Origin of the sequence: Alcaligenes sp. Lyrl_28, assembly GCF_051948705.1 — a bacterium.
Classification (GTDB): Bacteria; Pseudomonadota; Gammaproteobacteria; order Burkholderiales; family Burkholderiaceae_B; genus Alcaligenes; species Alcaligenes ammonioxydans.
The window spans coordinates 107985-128203 of sequence record NZ_JAYJLG010000002.1 but is presented as its reverse complement, the minus strand read 5'-3'; the positions used below and the strand labels follow the sequence as shown (position 1 = coordinate 128203).

At 58.4% G+C, this 20219-nt stretch carries 17 protein-coding genes and 1 pseudogene; 7 read left to right on the top strand and 11 right to left on the bottom strand.

Annotated elements, in window-relative coordinates:
- Positions 1-3 precede the first annotated feature (3 nt).
- Positions 4-1419, bottom strand: coding sequence for an FAD-binding oxidoreductase (locus VF694_RS05175; protein ID WP_003803843.1), 1416 nt, complete (start codon positions 1417-1419; stop codon positions 4-6).
- 128 nt (positions 1420-1547) lie between these two features.
- Between VF694_RS05175 and VF694_RS05170 the strand changes: the two genes are divergently transcribed.
- A complete protein-coding gene (locus tag VF694_RS05170) occupies positions 1548-2936 on the top strand; it encodes a phosphomannomutase/phosphoglucomutase (RefSeq protein WP_003803844.1) in 1389 nt (462 codons plus the stop codon).
- A gap of 160 nt (positions 2937-3096) precedes the next feature.
- On the opposite strand, the gene VF694_RS05165 is transcribed toward VF694_RS05170, so the two are convergent.
- From VF694_RS05165 to VF694_RS05125, 9 genes and pseudogenes are all read right to left on the bottom strand, one after another.
- Positions 3097-4212: a glycosyltransferase family 4 protein gene (locus VF694_RS05165; RefSeq protein WP_059318800.1), complete on the bottom strand. Its 1116-nt coding sequence runs from the start codon at positions 4210-4212 to the stop codon at positions 3097-3099.
- 207 nt (positions 4213-4419) lie between these two features.
- A pseudogene (locus VF694_RS05160) lies at positions 4420-5484 on the bottom strand (glycosyltransferase); the annotation flags it as partial.
- Positions 5481-6608, bottom strand: coding sequence for a glycosyltransferase family 4 protein (locus tag VF694_RS05155; RefSeq protein ID WP_059318632.1), 1128 nt, complete (start codon positions 6606-6608; stop codon positions 5481-5483). The pseudogene VF694_RS05160 and the gene VF694_RS05155, both read right to left, overlap by 4 nt.
- A 63-nt stretch (positions 6609-6671) precedes the next feature.
- Positions 6672-7781, bottom strand: a complete 1110-nt coding sequence (locus VF694_RS05150) for a glycosyltransferase family 4 protein (protein WP_039943882.1) — start codon at positions 7779-7781, stop codon at positions 6672-6674.
- Positions 7782-7820: 39 nt separating this feature from the next.
- Positions 7821-9182: a murein biosynthesis integral membrane protein MurJ gene (murJ, locus tag VF694_RS05145; protein ID WP_003803848.1), complete on the bottom strand. Its 1362-nt coding sequence runs from the start codon at positions 9180-9182 to the stop codon at positions 7821-7823.
- Positions 9179-10204 carry an SDR family oxidoreductase gene (locus VF694_RS05140; protein ID WP_003803849.1) on the bottom strand — a complete coding sequence of 342 codons (1026 nt, stop codon included), beginning with the start codon at positions 10202-10204 and terminating at the stop codon, positions 9179-9181. The genes murJ and VF694_RS05140 overlap by 4 nt, the downstream gene beginning before the upstream one ends.
- Before the next feature lie 14 nt (positions 10205-10218).
- Positions 10219-11493 (bottom strand): Vi polysaccharide biosynthesis UDP-N-acetylglucosamine C-6 dehydrogenase TviB, encoded by a 1275-nt coding sequence (gene tviB, locus VF694_RS05135; RefSeq protein WP_003803850.1) that lies wholly within the window; start codon positions 11491-11493, stop codon positions 10219-10221.
- A 55-nt stretch (positions 11494-11548) separates the two neighbouring features.
- Positions 11549-12673, bottom strand: a complete 1125-nt coding sequence (locus tag VF694_RS05130; protein ID WP_003803851.1) for an MraY family glycosyltransferase — start codon at positions 12671-12673, stop codon at positions 11549-11551.
- Between the two features lie 200 nt (positions 12674-12873).
- Positions 12874-13830, bottom strand: coding sequence for a LysR family transcriptional regulator (locus tag VF694_RS05125; RefSeq protein ID WP_003803852.1), 957 nt, complete (start codon positions 13828-13830; stop codon positions 12874-12876).
- Between the two features lie 291 nt (positions 13831-14121).
- On the opposite strand from VF694_RS05125, the gene uraD reads away from it, so the two are divergent.
- From uraD to VF694_RS05095, 6 genes are all read left to right on the top strand, one after another.
- On the top strand, positions 14122-14652 hold the full coding sequence (gene uraD, locus VF694_RS05120) for a 2-oxo-4-hydroxy-4-carboxy-5-ureidoimidazoline decarboxylase (protein ID WP_003803856.1): 531 nt from the start codon (positions 14122-14124) through the stop codon (positions 14650-14652).
- 146 nt (positions 14653-14798) lie between these two features.
- Entirely contained in the window at positions 14799-15311 is a 513-nt protein-coding gene (locus VF694_RS05115; protein ID WP_003803858.1) for an ureidoglycolate lyase, read from the top strand.
- Positions 15308-16099, top strand: a complete 792-nt coding sequence (locus VF694_RS05110; RefSeq protein WP_003803860.1) for a class II aldolase/adducin family protein — start codon at positions 15308-15310, stop codon at positions 16097-16099. The genes VF694_RS05115 and VF694_RS05110 overlap by 4 nt, the downstream gene beginning before the upstream one ends.
- A gap of 23 nt (positions 16100-16122) precedes the next feature.
- Entirely contained in the window at positions 16123-16308 is a 186-nt protein-coding gene (locus VF694_RS05105) for a 4-oxalocrotonate tautomerase (protein WP_003803864.1), read from the top strand.
- A gap of 368 nt (positions 16309-16676) precedes the next feature.
- A complete protein-coding gene (locus tag VF694_RS05100) occupies positions 16677-18161 on the top strand; it encodes a nucleobase:cation symporter-2 family protein (protein ID WP_003803867.1) in 1485 nt (494 codons plus the stop codon).
- A 200-nt stretch (positions 18162-18361) separates the two neighbouring features.
- Positions 18362-19240, top strand: a complete 879-nt coding sequence (locus VF694_RS05095) for a hypothetical protein (protein ID WP_003803868.1) — start codon at positions 18362-18364, stop codon at positions 19238-19240.
- Between the two features lie 26 nt (positions 19241-19266).
- Here the strand turns inward: VF694_RS05095 and VF694_RS05090 are convergent, their stop codons facing one another.
- Entirely contained in the window at positions 19267-20184 is a 918-nt protein-coding gene (locus VF694_RS05090; RefSeq protein ID WP_059318628.1) for a LysR family transcriptional regulator, read from the bottom strand.
- Between the last annotated feature and the right edge of the window lie 35 nt (positions 20185-20219).

The window sequence follows — 20219 nt, the reverse complement described above, 5'->3', positions numbered from 1 at the left end:
CAATCAGTCAGGCAAGACCTTGCCGGGGTTCATAATCCCCAAGGGGTCCAGCGCCAGCTTGATTTGTTTCATCAGACTCAACGCCACCGGGTCTTTATAGCGGGGCAAAAGCTGACGCTTGAGTTGACCTACGCCGTGCTCGGCACTGATGGAGCCCTGAAAACGATGGACGCTATCGTGGACCAGGGTATAGATTTCGTCCTGGCGCTTTAACAGCTCTTCTTCCGTAAAAGCCGTTCCACGTGCCACGTTGTAATGTAAATTGCCATCGCCCAGGTGTCCGAAAGTCACGTTTTCCAAGCCTGGAAAAGCGTCCTGCAAGGCCTGGTCCGTCTCATGCACAAATTGAGCCATCAGGGAGACGGGAATGGAAACATCATGCTTGATGCTTTTCCCATAGGCTTTCTCGGCCAGCGGAATGCTCTCACGCAAATGCCACAGCGCCTTGCTCTGCGCAATGGTCTCCGCAATGACCGCATCCTGTACGAGCTCCTGCTCCAGGGCCTGCCCGATCACGCTTTCAAAGCGCTCGCGCGCATGCTCCAGGCTTTCGCTATCAGACAGCTCCAGCAGGGCATACCAGGCTGCCTGGGCCGCCGGCCCCTGAAACGGCATGCGTTGATCGGGATAGCAATGCAGCACCGCTTGCAGACAATTGCCCGCAATCAACTCAAAACCGGTCAGGGAGGCTGCCAGACCCTGGCGTGCCAAGGCCAGCACGTGTACTGCATCCTCAATGGTGTCCAGCGCCAGCAAGGCGGTGCAGGCAGCAACAGGTTGGGGATAAAGCTTGATGGTGGCTGCCGTGATGATGCCCAGCGTCCCTTCACTGCCAATGAATAGATTACGCAGGTCGTAACCGGTATTGTCTTTGCGCAGGCCGTGCAGACCGTGCAAGATTTCGCCCTGGGCGGTCACCACTTCCAGGCCCAGCGTCAGATCACGCGCGTTGCCGTAACGCAGAACCTGCGTGCCGCCCGCATTGGTGGCCAGATTGCCACCAATGGTGCAACTGCCTTCGGCGGCCAGGCTCAAGGGAAACAGGCGCTGATGGTCACGGGCGGCCTGCTGCACATTCTGCAAAATGCAGCCCGCCTCCACCACCATGGTGTCGTTCTCGGTATCCACGCTGCGAATTTTGTTCAAACGCTCCAGGGACAATATCAGTGCGGTGGCCGTGTTATCCGGCGTCGCGCCGCCACACAGACCCGTATTGCCGCCCTGCGGAACAATAGGCACACGATGTTCAGCACAGAGGCGCACGACCTGGGCCACTTCCTGCGTCGTTGCAGGTCGGGCAACCGCCACCGCAGTGCCGGTATAGCGTCCTCGCCAATCCTCCAGGTACTGCTGCATGGATTGTCCTGTCAGCACATGTTGCTGACCAATACGCTGTTCAAGTTCGTTTAGAAAAGTCATGACCCAAGCCACTCAAGAAAAACAGTCGGGCGCTCTTGCTGTCGCGCTACAGCTCTTAATGGTAACTCACGAAAGCGGGGGGCATTCACGCTAAACTACATTCTTTACTTATCCACTCAGGACACGACGTGACCCAGCTTCCTGCCCTACCGACTGCTGTTTTCAAGGCCTACGATATTCGAGGCACGGTTCCCGAACAACTGAACCCAGACTTCGCCTATCAATTGGGTCTGGCACTGGCCGCCAGTGCCCGTGAACAAGACGTTCAAACCCTGGTCGTGGGCTACGATGGCCGCCATAGCAGCCCTTCTCTGTCCCAGGCCCTGCAAAAAGGCATCCAGGCAGGGGGTGTCAACACCGTGGACCTGGGGATGGTACCCACCCCGGTCGTTTACTTTGCCGCCAATGTCTTGGAAACAGGCTCGGGGGTTGCCATTACCGGCAGCCATAACCCATCCAATTACAACGGGTTCAAGATGATGATGGCCGGCAAGACCCTGCACGGGCAAGACATCCAGGGCCTGATGCAACGCATGCAGGCCGGCGCCCAGCCAGCGCCTCAACCCGGTACAGGCCAGAAGAAAGATATGCTGGACCAGTACGTGCGCACGATCGCCGAGCGCGTCACCCTGGCGCGCCCGATGAAGATCGCCCTGGACTGTGGCAATGGCGTGGGCGGCGTCGTTGCCGCCCGGCTGTTCAAGGCCCTGGGCTGCGAGGTCGACATGCTGTTTGAGGAGGTGGATGGCAGCTTCCCCAACCACCACCCTGACCCGGCCGAGCCGCACAATCTGCAAGACCTGATCGCGCATGTACAAAACACGGACTGTGAAGTGGGCCTGGCCTTTGACGGTGATGCCGACCGCCTGGGCGTGGTGACGCGCTCGGGCCAGATCATCTGGCCAGACCGTCAACTGATTCTGTATGCACGCGATATTTTGCAACGCGAACCTGGCTCCACCATCATTTTTGACGTGAAATGCAGCCGCCATGTCGCTCTGGAAATTGCCAAGGCTGGTGGCCAACCCTTGATGTGGCAGACCGGTCATTCCCTGATCAAGGCCAAGCTGGCCGAGACGGGCGCCCCCCTGGCTGGCGAGATGAGCGGCCACGTTTTCTTCAAGGAAGCCTGGTATGGCTTTGACGACGGCCTGTACACCGGTGCACGCCTGCTGGCGATTCTCTCGCGCACAGCCAACCCCACGGCCGAACTGGAAGCCTTGCCCCAGGACTTATCGACACCCGAACTGAAACTGCCACTGGCCGAGGGTGAGCCCCATGCCCTGATTGCCCGGCTTCAAAAAGAAGGGCGTTTCCCAAGCGCCAATCAGCTCAACACCATCGATGGCGTGCGTGCCGAGTATCCCGATGGCTTCGGTCTGGCTCGCGCCTCCAATACCACGCCCGTGATTGTGCTGCGTTTCGAGGCCCAGTCCCAAGAGGCGCTGGATCGGATTCAAGGGGAGTTCCGGGCGGCACTACTGGCCTTGAAGCCGGATGCGGCATTGCCTTTCTAAAGTCGCGTTGATTCACTAGCGTCCAGTATCCCTGCTCCAGGCTCTGGCAATCTAAAAAACGGGCTGAACTGTCTGCGATGACTTGGTTGTGAATCCAAGACTTCAACGACCATTCAGCCCGTTTTGTCTACCTTGGTCTTGAACCAAGGCGGTCAACACCCTATCGGCTCAAAGACTGGTACAGATCCAGATGGGCCTGACTGATCCGGTCTATATCAAATGCCTCTTGCGCCAGGCGCCGACTTTCAACGCCCATCGCCTGTCGCTTGACCGTATCCTCACCCAGTTCCATCACGGCTTCTGCCAATGCCTGTGCATTTCGCACCGGCACCAGCACGCCAGTGACCCCTGGCTCGATCGCATCGCGGCAACCGGGCACATCGGTTGTGACCACCGCCCGTCCGCAGGCAGCGGCTTCCACCAGGGATTTGGGCAAGCCCTCACGGTAAGACGGCAGCACAGCAATATGCGATTGGGCGTAAAGCTGCGCAATATCGCGCCGTTCCCCCAGACACTGCACCAGGCCTTGTTGCTGCCAGCCTTGCCACTCCTGATCACTGATGCTGGCCGGATTACCCGGGTCGGGGCTCCCGGCCAACACCCACTTAACCGGGCTGCCTTGAGCGGCGCTGATGCGGGCCGCCTCCACGAACTCTCGCACCCCTTTGTCCACCAGCAGGCGAGACACCATCAAGGCGACGGGCGGGCCCGGCGGCTCGGGCACAGCCTGAAATTCGTTCAGGTCCACTCCGGAGCCACGAATCAGGATGCATTGGTCGCGTTTGACCACGCGATCGTTCAGCAGCACATCACGATCATTGCTGTTTTGGAAAATCACACGGCTGTTGGGATGCCCCAAGGCAATACGATAGAGCAGCAAAGCAATCCAGCGCACGGGGTCAAAGGACTTCTCGCGTTGAGTAAACACATACCCCAGACCGGACACGGCGGCCAAGAAACCGGGCACGCCAGCCAGCCGCGCCGCAATGCCGCCATACAAAACAGGTTTGATGGTGACGGCATGAACCAGTTCGGGGCGCTCCCGTCGGAACAAGCGCCACAAGGCCCAGATGGTTTGCAGCTCCTGTAAGGGATTGGTCCCGCTGCGCGTCATGGGCAGCGCATGATGCTGCAAGCCGTGGCGCTCAATGTCGGCAACAGCAGGGCCGTCCATGGTAGCGACATGCACATCGTACCCTTCACGCTGCGCAGCTTGCGCCAAGGGCAAACGGTGCGACAGGAAAAAAGCCGGATTATTCACCACAAACATCAGCATGCGGGTTTTGTTACCCGACTCATCGGTCAACACACTGAGGGCCTGACGGCTGCGCTTGCGTTTGGGTGGATGCTGGGCCGTCAAGGTCTTCCAGGCCTGCGTGTAATTCTTGACCATGCCTTCCAGGGAAAACAGACGGGCCACCCGTTCACGGGCATGCTCATGCCGCGCCTGCCAGGATGGCGCACCCAGCTCATCGACGGCGCTGTTGATGGCGCCGGCCAGCGCCTCGGCATTGCTGGGCGGCACGATCCACCCCTCATTGCCCACGATCAGGGCCGCATCGCCCACATCAGTGACCACGTTGGACACACCGGCAGCCATGGCCTCGCACACCACGTTGGGGAAACCTTCTGCCGAACTGGACAAGACATGCACGTCCAAGGCATTCATCAGACGAGGCACATCGCTGCGACGCCCCATCAAAATGACACTGTCACGCAATTGATGTTGATCCAGCAAACGCATCAAGGTCTCGTTGCTGCTGTCCATGCCATCACCAATCAGCAAGCAACGCAAAGTGGGATGCCGGTGCAGGCTGCGAGCCAAGGCCGCCAGCAAATTGGGGTGATCCTTCAAGGGATTCCAGCGGGCCACACTGCCTATGACGGGCGTATCCAGCGACAGGCCCAGCTCTTGACGCACTGCTTCGCGTGCCTGCTGATCGGGATGCCAGCGGCTCAAATCGTAGCCATTCGGAATCACCTTCATGATGTCGGCGCGATACCCCCATTGCTTGTGACGTCGGGCCGCGTTCTCGGCGCAAGACACAATCAGATTGGGAATCAGGCGCGACAGGCGGGCACACAACCAGGCCACCAGGCGCGCTTTCGGGCTGCCCTGATACAAGTTGGCCCCCGAGTTGCGAATGCCCCAGGAAACCGCCGGAATGCCCACCAGACGCGCTGCCGCGCCGCCAATCAGATCAGAGTGGTACATCCAGGTTTGCACAACATCGGGCTGCACCTCGCGCAGCACCCGCGTCAATGCCCCCAGCCCTTTCAGAAAACCCAGGGGTGACTGCATGTGCAGGCAATACAGAGGAATATTGGCCGCACGTAGCTGCGGCCCAAAAACATCTTCGTCACCCAACGAGATCACAATATGTTCAGTGTCCTGCCCGGGGGCCGTCACCAGACGAAACAGAACCGTTTCCGCTCCCCCCTGCCCCAGCCCGGCAATAATATGCACGACCCGCAAGGCGGGCCTTGTTTTTCCTGCCTTGTCCTCATCCGCTTCCTGACTCAACGACGCTGGTTGCACTGCACTCATGCTTTGGCTCCCTCTTTTATACCGCCACGGGCGGCCTGAAAGACCTGGTCCCAGTTAAGCAAAACCTGCTCTAATTCATAACGCTGGCGCACCGCGGCCGCAGCGCGACGCCCCAGCACACCCCGAAAAACGCCATCCCCCATCAGCTCGGCCAAGGCAGCAGTCAAGGCGCCTTCGTCCCCAACCGGCACCAGCAAGGCATCTTTGCCATCGGAACTGATCTCGCGCGGGCCACTGGGACAGTCCACCGTGACGGCAGGCAAGCCCATCGCCATGGCTTCCAGCAGTACGTTCGGGAAACCTTCCACTTCCGAAGTCATGACAAAGGCATGGGAGCGCGCCATCTCCTGCCAGGGCTGGGCCGTTTTGCCAGCCAGCTCAATCCGGTCGCTCGCCCCGCACAGGGCGATCTGCTGTGCCAACTGTGCACGCTGCGGGCCATCGCCCCAGATCTTCAGTTTCCACTCCGGGTAATCGGCAGCCAGTCCTGCAAACACGCGAATCAGCACGTCAAAGCGTTTAGAGGGCACCAAACGGCCCATGGCCATCAAGGTGCAATGCCGGTTTTCCTCCACCCGCACCTCGCGTTGTACCGCATCCAGCGCCTGGGGCAAGGGGTTGGGTACAACCATGACCTGTTTCATGCCCGGCACCATGGCCTGAAACGCTGCGACACTGGCACGGGTCTGGACGGTAACCACCTGGGCTTGGGGATACAGACGACGACGCAGGCCTTGCAAAAGCTTGCCGGCACTGCTGCTGAAGGCCGGATTTGTGCGCTCGCCCACCACAATGGGAACGCCCATCTTGCCCAGCCCCAGCAACACATTGATATTCACATTGGTCAGAAAAGAAACGATCACGTCAGGCTGCTTTTCATGCACCAGCTTGCGCATGGCACGCAGCTTGGCCAGGGGTTTGGGCAGCCAGCTGCCGCGCATGCGATGGGCCAGCCACACCACCTCCACCCTGGAATCGATTGGGTAAAAAGCAGTGCCTCCCCCGCTGTAGGTTGGCACCAGGGTCACCTGGTCACCTCGCAAGCCCCAGGCATTCGCCAAGGTAGAGGCGACACGCTCGGCGCCGCCTGCGTTCAGGGAGCTGACGAAAAACAGAATATTCACTGGGCCTCCGTGGGCTCATCGACCGGATAGCGAGAGTCTACCGACACGACGCAAAGCGCCATTTTAAGTCCGACGCAGGCACTGTTCCAACACTTGCTGCCATAGCGCCAGAACGCGGGCCGAGGAAAAACGGTCACGCACATCGGTGGCTCGACGCGCCAGGCGCTGGCGCTTGTCCTCATTGGCCATCAGGTCGGACAAATGCGCCGCCAAAGCCTCGATATCCTCAACCGGGCGCACCAACACACCATCAATATTGGCGCGAATAATCTCACGAGGTCCGGTATCACAATCGAAAGCCACCGCGGTCAGGCCACTGGCCATCGCCTCCAGCAGGCTGTTGGACAAGCCCTCCATCCGGGAACTGAGCACATACAGATCCGACTGTTCGTACCAGTCCGCCATATTGCCAACACGCCCCGGGAGCTGAATCCGCTCCTGCAGTTCCAGCTCCTGAATCCGCGCCTCCAGCGCCCCCCGCTGCTCGCCTTCGCCCAGAATCACCAGATCCCAGTCGGGGAAATAGTTCGATAGCATGGCAAAGGACTCGATCAGGGTGTCAAAACCCTTGACCGGGTGCAAGCGGCCCACCGCCAGCAGGCGCTTGCGCCCATCTGGCAAGGCGGGAACCGGCACCAAAGGCTCGGCACTGTCCATGGGCCAGCGCACTGCATTGGGAATCACGTGTACCTGACTGCCAGGGACATGCTCACGCAGCCAGTCTGCGGTGCCGGCGGTCAAGGCAATAACGGCGTGTGCCTGCGGATAAGTACGTAAGCGGGCTTTCTGCCAGAAAGGCGACAACGATTGAGACGGTGGGTGGGTATGCTCGGTTGCAATCACTTTGCAGGGCAGGCCTTTGGCGGCCGAGATAGCCAGCACAGAGGAGGTGGTCATCATGCCCAGAACGACATCGGGCTTGGTTTTTCGCAACAAAGCACGCAAGCGGCTGACACGACGCCAGTTTTTCCACAAGGCATCCAGACGGCCCCGGCTGTTGCCTGCCGTCCCCAGAACATGACGCTCCACTCCTTGCGCCACGGTATATGCGTCTTGGTCACAACCGGCCTGCGTCACCAGGGACACTCGATAGCCACGCGCCACCCAGGCTGCGCTCAAATCGACTGCAACACGTTCCGCCCCGCCCCCACCCAAAGAGTGGATCAGCAACATGATATGAGGGCGAACTACCGAATGACTGTACACGTTTTCCTATTCCTGCGAACCAGACGCCGTTGCGCTGGCTGGCTTTAAGGCCAAAATGAAATAACACGTAAAAGAGGCCGCGTACATCAGACTGGTCGCCAGCATGATTCCCGAAGGACCCATGCGTGCCGCCAGCACCGGATTCAAGGCCGCTTTCACCAGAAAATTGATCACGGCAATGATTGCCATGGATTTATAACGGTTCTGACTGGCCAGCAACTGCACCAAAATCAGCACCCCAAAATAAAAAGGCAGTTGCACCAGCCCCCACCGAAACACCTGGGCGACCGTGGCCGTATCCTGCGCCGTGAAGGCGCCGCGCTCAAACAGCAGCGCCACGCCCCAGGGAGCCAGCAAGACACCAATGGCCGCTGCTCCCGCACCAGCCAGCAACATCATGACTGACCACTTCAAGGCCATGGAGCGGGCACGGGCCTGATCTCCCCGGCTCTGGACATCTGCCAGTACCGGCAAGGCGGCACGGCCTACCGACGCGGCCCCCACCCCCAGCACCAGCGCCAGCAAACGCGTGGCATAGCCCAACGTGGCGTTGGCATTGGCACCCAGATTGGCAGCCGTATATTGGTCGATCGGACCGACAAAACTCATGGCCACCTGCCCTACCAGCATGATGGTGGCCGCCTTGAGCAGATCGGGCCATTGCTCGGCACGCAAGCTGATACTGGGGCGCGCCCAGATCTGATCGGCCCGTGAGGCCAGGACCATCAACCATAGCGCCTGAATAGTCAGGCCCAGCAAGGTGCCCCACAGCAGCGGACCAATGCCCGCATTGGCCCCTGCCGCCAGCACCCAGATGAGTATGACAAAGGCCGGAACGCTATCGAGCAAGGTATTGATGTGGCGCTCATGAGCGCGCAGACGAGCGGCGCTCAAACCTATCATCAGGGTCAGCACAGCCGCTGGCGCAAAGGCAAACAGCAGCTCCTGACTCATTTCATGAACCGCGGGACTCAAGCCCTGCCCAGTCCATTTCAGCACCCAGGGCCAGCTGATCCAGATCAGTGCGCCCAGCACACAGCCAAGCACGATGCACCAGGCCTTGAGTTCCCCTAAAAAGCGGCTGCGCGCAGCCGGTTCCAGGCGATGCAGGCGCACCAGAACGGGAATCAACACAACCGACATGGAACCGACAATGGTGACGGGCAGCCAGTTGGCCATGACCATCGTGAATTGATAGGCATCGACGACATCGCTCACACCATAGCGATACGCCACGGCCATTTCCTTGAAAGCGCCCGCCGCCTTGCCTAGCAATAGAAAAAACGCCACCCGCATCGCCCCCAGGGCGATGCGACGATGGTCGTCATGCAGACTAGACAGACGTGCTTTCAGGCCGGTCCAAATCAACTCAGAAACGCCACATACCAGGGCATGGCAACATTCAGGCCCTGCAAAATTGTGTGAGTCGGCTCGTAGCCCAGTTCAGTGCGAGCTTTAGAGATATCCGCTTGCGAATGCAGTACATCCCCGGCACGAAAGTCCGCATAAACAGGCTGCTTGGTGTAGTTGATCCCGTTGCGGCTCAAGGTCTGCTGCAAATACCCGAACAGCTCGTTCAGGCTGGTTCGGGCATTCAGTGCCACGTTGTAGACCTCGGCCGTGCGGGGCTTTTGATGCACAGCGGCCAGGATATTCATCTGGATCACGTTATCAATGAAACAGAAATCGCGGCTGGTCTGACCATCACCATTGATTTGCACGTCCTGGTTCTGGATCATGGCCGATACCCATTTGGGAATCACGGCCGCGTATGCGCCATTGGGGTCCTGACGTTTACCAAACACGTTGAAATAACGCAGGCCCACGCTGGAAAAGCCATAAGCACGGGCAAACACGTCTGCGTACAACTCGTTCACGAACTTGGTGACCGCGTACGGAGACAAGGGGCGTCCGATGGTATCTTCCACCTTGGGCAAACCGGGATGGTCGCCATAGGTGGAACTGGAGGCCGCATAGACAAAAGCGCCGACCTGCTCGTCACGCGCTGCCACCATCATGTTCAAGGCGCCGCTCACATTGACCTCATTAGAGGTCAATGGATCGTTCAAAGAGCGAGGCACTGAGCCCAGGGCGGCCTGATGCAGCACATAATCCACGCCCTTGACGGCCTGTCGGCAGGTGTCCAGATTGCGGATATCACCTTCGATAAAGCGGAAACGGGCCCAGCGCTCGGCACCAACCTGATCGCGCACTTCGTCCAGATTGTATCGATGGCCAGTCGCGAAGTTGTCCAGCCCTACGACCTGTTGATCCAGGTTCAGCAACGCTTCCAAAAGATTGGAACCGATAAAGCCGGCACAGCCCGTCACCAACCAGGTTTTAGGCTGATTACGCAACTGCTGGCTCGCCTGTTCAAATGCAGAGCTCATAATGCTTTCCAAAATTAAAGGCGCAGATCGGACTGGTCGCGATCAAACACATACTTCAAGTCGTAGAGCACATGTTCGGGCTTGCCCCACTGGCGCACCCCTTCAATACCCAGTTCCTTGAACTGGTTGTGGGCCACAGCCACAATCACCCCGTCATACTCGCCTGCCTGGGGAGTCTCGATTGGGGTAATGCCGTATTCGTGCTCTGCCTCTTGCGGATCAACCCATGGATCATAGACATCCACATGAACATCGTATTGCTTGAGCTCATGCACGATATCGACGATACGGGTGTTGCGCAGGTCCGGGCAATTTTCCTTGAAAGCCAAGCCGAGCAGCAGCACGCGAGAGCCTTGCACCTGAATGCGGCGCTTGGTCATGGCTTTGACCAGTTGGGATGCTACATAGCCGCCCATGGAGTCGTTCAGACGGCGGCCAGCCAGAATGATCTCGGGATGGTAGCCAATAGCCTGAGCCTTATGGGTGAGGTAATACGGGTCCACACCAATGCAGTGACCGCCAACCAGACCGGGACGAAACGGCAGGAAGTTCCACTTGGTGCCGGCCGCCTCCAGCACGTCCAGGGTATCAATGCCCAGACGGTTGAAAATCAGGGCCAATTCGTTGATCAGCGCAATGTTCACGTCGCGCTGGGTGTTCTCGATCACCTTGGCAGCCTCTGCCACACGAATGGAGCTGGCCTTGAAGGTACCGACAACAATAATCTCGCGGTACAGGGCATCGACCAGATCTGCAACCTCGGGGGTCGAGCCGGAGGTCACTTTTTTGATCGTGGAGACGCGATGTTCCTTGTCACCCGGGTTGATCCGCTCAGGGCTGTAACCGGCATAAAAATCTTCATTAAAGCGCAGGCCCGATACCTGTTCGAGCACGGGCACGCACACTTCTTCGGTCGCGCCCGGATACACCGTCGATTCGTAAATGACAATATCACCACGCTTGAGCACTTTACCGATGGTTTCAGAAGCTCGAACCAAGGGGGTCAGATCAGGCTGCTTGAACTCATCAATGGGCGTGGGCACGGTCACGATGAACACATTGGCCTGGGCCAACTCATCGGCCTCGCAGGAATAACTCAGGCCGGTGGCCTGGGCCAGCTCTTCGCTCTCGACTTCCAAGGTGCGATCCACCCCTTCCTTGAGTTCGGCGACACGACGCGCGTTAATGTCAAACCCAATAACGGAACGCTTTTTGCCAAACTCCACTGCCAAAGGCAAACCGACATATCCCAAGCCGACTACGGCCAGTTTCACATTCTCAAGTTGCAACTTCATTCTCCAGTTAGCGCTATGCGCAAGGAATAATCTTGAACGCCTAACAGTATTAGTCCCGGTCTGCCCGCCGCCTTACCGAGGGCAGCAGCAACCAGGAGGGGCGACGCCACGAAACCAGACGGGAGTAGAGCCAGATATAAACGAGTGAAAAGGCCAACATGCTGGCGCACAAGGCCCAGGTATTGTCCCACCAGATCGTTGCCGGAACCAAACCGATCAAAGCCAGCACCCACAGGTAAGGCGAGGTCATGGCGTTACAAAACGCGGGCAAGGCCCCGCCACTGTCACGACTGAACGTGGAGCGCACCAGACGGCGAAACACCAGTTGATGCAAGTGCAAGGCATCGGGCTGATCCACGGGCACACCGCGTTTGAAACGCCGGCGCCAAATCGAAAACAGGGTTTCAAAAACAGGGTAAAACAATACCGCCAGGGCATAGAAGGGCGATACGCTGGGATTGCGCACAACGAGCTGGACAGCCAATTCGGCCAGCATGAAGCCCAGGAAGTACGCCCCGCCATCGCCCAGAAAAACGCGCCCGAAGGGGAAATTCCAGACCAGAAATCCCAAGGTGGCCGAGGCCAACGAGGCGGCAATCAAAAAAATCGGAATGTCTTGCACCTGCAAGGCTACCAGCGCCAAGGACAAGGCCATCAAGGTGGCAATCATGCCGGCCAGGCCATTCATCCCGTCAATAATATTGAGGGCATGTGTACAGCCACCGACAGCGATCATGGTAAAGAGCAAGGAAATGGGCCAAAAACCCAGTACCCAATCTGCCCAACTGACCCCCACACGCGAGACTCCGCCAAGCAGCCACCAGGCGATGGCAGCCGACAAAAAGGCGGCCAGCAAGCGCTTGAGGGAACCCACATCCTTGGTGATGTCCTCGACCAGACCCGCCACAAACACCGGCATGGCGGCCAGAAACAAAACCGGCCACAACCAGGTCAAGGTCATATTGCTCGGACCCAGCACCAGCAAACCGGCCAAACTGCCGGCCACCACCGCCAGCCCCCCCACGCGGGGTGTGGGGCGGGAATGGGAAGCCTGGGGCTTGCTCAGGTCGCTGTCCCCGGTCAAGCGGCCGTGCCAACGTTCGGAGGCTACAATCAGCCCGCCGACCATAAAAGCCACGACACAGATATACAACCAGGTAAAGGATTCCCCCATCTGAGGTAAAGACACCGCGTAACACCCTGCAAGGTTAGGAACTACATTATTATCAACCTGCCTTCCGGATTGTGTCCGTGACCAGTCGCATTAAGTGCAACAATTTCCGTCAAGTTCCGTATCACTTTCGCATAGGCAGGAGTAGCTCGCTAATTTGCCCGAGCGCGAGCCCGAAAGCAAGTATTTTGCGGGATTGACGCTCAGGAATCGGGTTGGGGCAACGGTTCGGTAGAAGCCAGTTGATTGCCGCACTCGGTCAAGAGCCGGCGCAACCAGCGATGACTGGGCGAGTGCCGGTTGCGTTCATGCCAGAGCTGATAAAACCGCATGGGCGGGAACTCCAGCGGAGCCTCCAGAATTGCCAGGGGCAGCAGGCGGCAATAGAACTCGGCAAAGTGGCGCGAAGTGGTAAACACCAAGTCTGTATTCTGTAGCAAATACGGTGCTGCCGAAAAAGACTGCACCACGACACTCTCATCACGCTGAATGCGCAGAGCCGACAAGGTAGTGTCGATGACACCGCGCTGATTGATGGAATACGGCATGGGCACCACATGGCGTGCACGCACGTAATCGTCCAGGGTCAGGCCCTTGCGCGCCAAAGGGTGGGTCGCCGCGACCAGACAGACGATCTGATCTTCCAACAGCACCGACAAGTGCATGCGATCGGGCGGCTCGGGCCAGTTGCCGATGACCATATCCAGATCCCCTTCAGCCAGCGAACGCTCAAAATCGAAACTGGCATCCAGGGAATGCAAATTCAGGCGTGCGCCCGGTGCTTCCCGGCGCAGACGCTCGACGACCCCACCAATAAAAACAGGCGCCAGGTAATCCGGCGCGCCGATATGAAATTCGCTACGGCTGACCTGCGGGTCGAAACTGTCCGGCGCATTGACCATGCAATCAATTTCAGCCAAAGCGCCCTTGGCGTGAGCCAGCAGGCTGATGGCACGCTCGGTAGGCACCATGCCGCCTTTCTCACGAACCAGCAATGGATCGCCAATAATGTCGCGCAAGCGTCGTAGAGCCGCACTGATAGCAGGCTGCGACTGGTTCATTTTGAACGCGGTACGCGAGACACTGCGCTCGGTAACGAGTAGGCAAAACACCCTCAAAAGATAGGTATCAAGCGGGTTATCCCCACGTCGGGCGGCCATCCTGGTCTCTCCTTCTTACGCTTTTTTCCAGCATGATAATGACATACATGCACAATACGAGATGGCATATATCATTTATACGCCTAATTCTATTTTATTTATAAGCAGAAAACTTAAACTGGTCCCACATAAGAAAATCATAGCCCCCCCTGGCGGTGGTTTATAAGGGTTTGATTAAAACAAGCAAACCATGTAAACGCCTCCCCACTACCCTTGATACAACGGCTCCCAGGCCTGGCCCTGGAGTCGGCTCGGCTCGCATTCTTTACGCTTAGACAATCGGACTGACACATGACTACTCAAACCCTCACCACCTCCCAGGCGCTGGCTGAACTCTCCAGCCTGGACCAGAGCCAATTTGTGGACAAGCTCGAAGGTATTTTTGAACACTCCCCTTGGGTCCCTGAGCGTAGCTGGAACCAACGTCCCTTTGAGAGCGTGGATCAACTGCATGCCTGCATGGTGCATGTGGTCGAACAAGCCTCTTACGAGGAACAGAAAAACCTGATCTGTGCTCACCCCGAACTGGCGGGCAAAGAAGCCGAGCAAGGCACGTTGACCACGGCGTCAACGGGTGAGCAGCGTGGCGCCGGCCTGGACCAGTGCTCAGCCGAGGAGCTGGCTCGCCTGCGCAGTCTGAATGCACAGTACCGCGAACGCTTTGGCTTTCCCTTTGTCATCGCTGTCAAAGGACTGAGCCGCTACCAGATCATGGACACGGTTCAAGCGCGTCTGAACAACAGCGCTGAAACCGAGTTCCAGACCTGCCTGACCGAAATCGGCAAGATCGCCCGCTTCCGTCTGGACGCGCTGCTGGCCTGAACCTGAAGCCTGCCGGATCACGCATTGATCCAACAAGATTATCAGGGCAGCGACAGCCTGCGGCACGCTGCCCTTTGTTTGCTCTGACCTTGCCTGCGCGGGGCTGCTTGCCACACCGCGCAGCTTTGCCTCATCGAGGATCTGCCATGACCATCACATTGAAGCTGGAAACCCTGACCGCTGATGCCTTCGCCCCGTTTGGCGACGTTATCGAGGCGAGCGACACGGTGCAGCATTTCACCATCAACGAAGGCAATACCGAGCGCTACCACGACCTGGCCAACATTGACCCCGGCACGGACGGTCGAGCCATCGTTTCGATTTTTCGCGGCCAGCCGCGCAGCCTGCCCTTTACCGTGGAGATGATGGAACGTCATCCCAAAGGCAGCCAAGCCTTCATCCCCCAGTCGGGCCAACCCTACCTGGTCATCGTGGCCCCCGCCGGTCCCGCCCCTAAAGCCAGCGAATTGCGCCTGTTTCTGGCCCGCGGCGATCAGGGTGTGAACTATGCAACCGGCGTGTGGCACCATCCGCTGATGGCATTGAATCAGGTCGCCGATTTCATCGTCATCGACCGTAAAGGCCCGGGTGACAACTGCGATGTCATCCAATTGGAAGAAAAAGCCATCATCGCGGAATTGGAGACCACCGCAGCGTGAGCCAGTCCTGTCCGATCACGCCGGACCTAGCGCCCATTTACGCGCATCGTCCGGCAGATATTGACCCCGAGCATTGGCGCGCCCGTGTCAATCTGGCCGCTGCTTACCGGCTGGCCGCCCGCCAGGGCTGGGACGACCTTATCTACACCCACCTGTCTCTGCGTCTGCCGGGCCAGGATGGGCTGTTCCTGATCAATCCTTTTGGTTTGCGCTTTGCGGAAATCTGCGCGTCCAATTTATTGCTGATTGACACGCAAGGGCAGGTCGCGGACGGAACCGGTCGCCGTGCCAATCCCAGTGGTTTTGCCATTCATGGCGCGGTTCACCGCGCCCGTGCGGATGCACACTGTGTCATCCATCTGCATACCGACGCCTCCATCGCCGTATCAGCGCTGCCCTGCGGACTTCTGCCCCTGTCACAGCACGCCATGCGCTTCTGGCAAGACATCGGCTATCACGACTATGCTGGACTGACCTTCCCGCCTCAGGAGCAAGAAGCCCTGCTGCAGCAGCTAGGTGCCCATCCGGCCCTGCTGCTTCGTAATCACGGCGCCCTGACTTGTGGGCGCACCGTTGCCGAAGCCTATGTCTTGATGGATGCTCTGGAGCGCGCCTGCCGCATTCAGCTCTCGGCCATGGCAGCCAGCCCGCAACTGCATCTGCCCCCGAAGGATGTGCTGGATTTGACACATCGCCAGCTTTTACCGGGGAACGAGCCCGAGGGCTTGCTAGAATGGCCGGCTCTGCTGCGCAAGCTCTACCAGAGCGAGCCGGACTTTTGCCGCTAATCCATCCCCCTTACGGAGTCTTTATGCCTTCTATCAACGTACAACTATTCGACGGCCGTCCAGTGGAAATCAAGCGTGAACTTGCTCAGGCCCTGACCAAAGAAGCCTGTCGCGTGCTTGGCTGTTCACCAGAGGCGGTTGATATTGTCTTTACCGACGTCAAGCGCGAGAACTGGGCCACAGCCGGTGTCCTGTGGTCGGACAAATAAGCGAATTTCCCAAAGCGGCTGGCAAGCCGCTTTTTTTTCATCAGCCTCGTCATCCCGCGACAAGCTGGCACGAATCAGTAATTTGGCGGCCTCTAACACAGTTTTTGACGCTGGACTAGGTGGGCAATACCCCTAGCAGCGAAAAACACCTGAAAAAAGCAGGAATAGACTCGACTACGGCGTGAACACAGCCCCCCGTCTACCGGGCTTATATCCTTTCACCCTTGCACCGATCAGCCTGCCATATGTTTTTACGTATTCTACTTATCAAGCCGTACCGCCTTCCAGTGATACCGCCCATCCGATAACTTTATGCTTACGCGGCCCAGGCATCGGCTGCGCATAACGTATTAAATAAGGAGACCCGGATGTCCGCCAACCCAGAAGTGTCCACACCCACTGCTTGCGACGGTGTAGACGAGCGCCTGCCAACGGCGCGCCTGGCAACCCTTGGTTTACAGCACGTCATGGTGATGTACGCAGGTGCAGTTGCTGTCCCCCTGATTATTGGCGCCGCCCTGGGCCTGACCAAAGAACAGATCGCATTCCTGATTAATGCTGACCTGCTGTGCTGTGGCCTGATTACCATCATCCAGGCTCGCGGCTTGGGTATCTTCGGCATCAAGCTGCCGGTGATGATGGGAGTGTCTTTTGCGGCAGTCAGCCCCATGATTGCCATTGGCCTGGACCCTCAACTGGGTCTGCCGGGCATTTTCGGTGCCACCATCCTGGCCGGTATCTTCAGCATTGTGATCGCCCCGGTATTCAGCCGTCTGATGGGGCTTTTTCCGCCCGTTGTGACTGGCATCATCATTACCGTCATTGGCGTGACGCTGATGCGTGTGGGCCTGAACTGGATCGGCGGCGGCTCTCCAACGATTACTGACCCAGCCACTGGCCTGTCCATGCCCAACCCTGAATACGGCTCGTTGGAGAACCTGGCCATTGCTTTGATGGTACTGACCGTCATCTTGCTGATCACCAAGTTCGCACGCGGTTTTCTGGCAAACGTAGCGGTGCTGATTGGGCTGCTTGCGGGCTTTTTCGTTTCACTGGCCATGGGTCGCATCACCTTCGATGGCCTAGATCAGACCAGCTGGTTTGCCGTGGTGACGCCCTTTCACTTCGGGGTTCCCACATTCAGTTGGGCACTGCTGGGCGCGGCGGCAGTATTGTCACTGATCATGGTGGTCATCATGGTTGAATCCCTGGGCATGTTCCTGGCACTGGGTTCCATCTGTGGCCGTCCTACTGACCGTGAAGCGCTGGTGCGTGGCCTGCGCACTGATGGGCTGGGTACGCTGGTCGGTGGCATCATGAACACCTTTCCACACAGCTCCTTCTCGCAAAACGTGGGGCTGGTCAGCGTGACCGGCGTACGCAGCCGCTGGGTATGCGTCATGGGCGGTGCTTTCCTGATCATACTGGGCCTGTTTCCCAAAATGGCCTTTGTCGTGGCTTCCATCCCCAACTACGTTCTGGGTGGCGCGGGCATCGTGATGTTTGGCATGGTGGCTGCCACCGGCATCAAGATCCTGATGTCTGCCAACCTGAATCGCAACCCCTACAACCCCTACATCGTGGCCATCAGCCTGGGCTTTGGCATGATTCCCCTGGTCGCCGAGCACCTGCTGGACAAGATGCCTCCCGCTCTGGCTCCCCTGCTGCACAGCGGAATCCTGTTGGCCGCCGTCTCTGCCATCGTGCTGAATCTGTTTTTCAACGGTGTTCAGAAATACGCAGATCAGGGCCACACGGTCGAATCCACTGCCGCCACCCAGGCCCGCAAGCAGGCCGACGCAGCCGAAACGACCGAAGACAGCAGCAACCATCTGGCCGCACAAAACGGCTAAGCAGCCCTCCTTTTCGAGTAAGCGCCCGACCTGAAACGGGCGCTTACTCAAATTTCCGCAGTACATACGGAAAAGTATCGACTGTCCATAATTAATCTAAGCACAGTCAGTAGCACCCCCTATCCAAAAACCAAAGCCTCAGGCCGAAAGGGACATCAGATCCCAAGGGCCTGCTTGCGCTCAAACAAAGAGGAGACACCATGAAACATCGACGCCCCGCCGCCCGTTGGGCATGCACCTTGCTGGCCGCCCCCCTGCTATCGGGCACTGCTCTGGCCGCAGACTGGAGCGACACGTTCCTGGGCTATCGCTTCAGCACGCAATACACCGAGCCCATGAACGATCGGACTATCCAGAAGCACATCCTGAGCCTGACGCACGTCAACGGCTACAGCCTGGGGCAGAACTTTTTTAATCTGGATGTTTTGCAGTCCGACCGCTACGACCCGTCCAGCGGAAATGGCAGCAATGGCGCCACCGAGTTCTACGCGACCTACCGCCACCAGCTTTCCATGGGCAAAGTGTTCGACAAGGACCTGGGCTTTGGACCGGTCAAGGACGTAGCCATCACGGCAGGCTTTGATCTGAACACCAAGAACACCGCCTTTGCACCTCGTAAGCGTCTGCTGGTGCTGGGCCCGACCTTCAAGTTTGATGTGCCCCGCGGCTTTGTCGATCTCAGCCTGATGATCGGTAAAGAATGGAACCACTGCGGCCTGGGAGCACCAGCCTGCCCCGATAGCCGCCGCTCGTTTGACCCTCAGTTCATGGCTAGTCTGAACTGGAACCTGCCTTTCGAGGTAGGCGCCTTGCCGCTGAAGTTCCAGGGTTTTGCCAACTATGCCAGCCCCAAAGGCCATGACTACGCCGGGATCAGCACCAAGTCTGAAGTCCTGGTGCGTACCTCCCTGATGGCGGACGTAGGCAAAGTGGCCTTCGACAAGAAAAACACCCTGTGGGTGGGCATTGGCTATGAATACTGGCACAACAAATTCGGCAACCGCTACATGGCGAACGGCAACCTGAAGCCCGGTATTAAAACCAGCGCTCCGACCGTACAGGTGGAATGGCATTTCTAAGCAGGAGACAAGAAAACAGCCCCCGTCTAGAACTGCACCTCGCCATCCCAGTAGCCTGGCGTGTTGTAGATGACTCGCAGGTAATCGATAAAGCGCCGCACCTTGGCGGGCAAATAGCGTTGCTGCTGATACACCGCCTGAATGTCATAGCTGGGGACTTCGAACTCATTAAGCACGGTGACCAGCTCGCCTCGCTTGAGTTCGGGCTGGATCTCCCAAGTGGACCGCCAGCCTATGCCCCAGCCCTGCTTGACCCAGTTAAAAAGCAGCTCACCGTCATTGCAATCGAGGTCTCCATCGACTCGTACCGCAAAAGGCCGGCCATCACGCAAAAAGGTCCAGCCCCGCTGCTGCCCGCCCTGCAAATTGAACGCCAGACAATTGTGACGCGCCAGGTCCTCGGGCACACGCGGCACGCCGTGGCGCTCAAAATACTCGGGCGTACCACACACTACCCGACGGTTCGGATACAAGCGCACCGCCACGTAATTGGGGTCGGTGACCTCGCCAATCCGCAAGGCCATGTCATAGCCTTCGCGCACCAGATCGACCACGCTGTCCGTAAAGTTAAAGGACAGCTTCAGTTCGGGATAGCGTTTTTTAAAGGACAAGGCATGCGGGGCTACATGGCGCCGTCCAAAGGCCGCCGGAGCCGATACCACCAGGTGCCCACGCACCACCTTGCGCTGGGCGCTGATACTGGCCTCCGCCTCCTCAAAGTCCTTCAGGATCTGCTTGCATTGCTCCAGAAATTGTTCGCCCAAATCCGTCAGGGTCAGACCACGAGTGGAACGGTGCATCAAACGTACGCCCAGACGCTGCTCCAGTGCATCCAGGCGACGGCCCATGACCACGGGGGTCACGCCCTCGACCACGGAAGCAGCCGCAAAACTGCCTTTTTCAGCGACCAACGCAAAACTTCTAATTTCGGTGTAACGGCTCATTCAATACTCCAAGTATCGATAGAAACAATCGTACC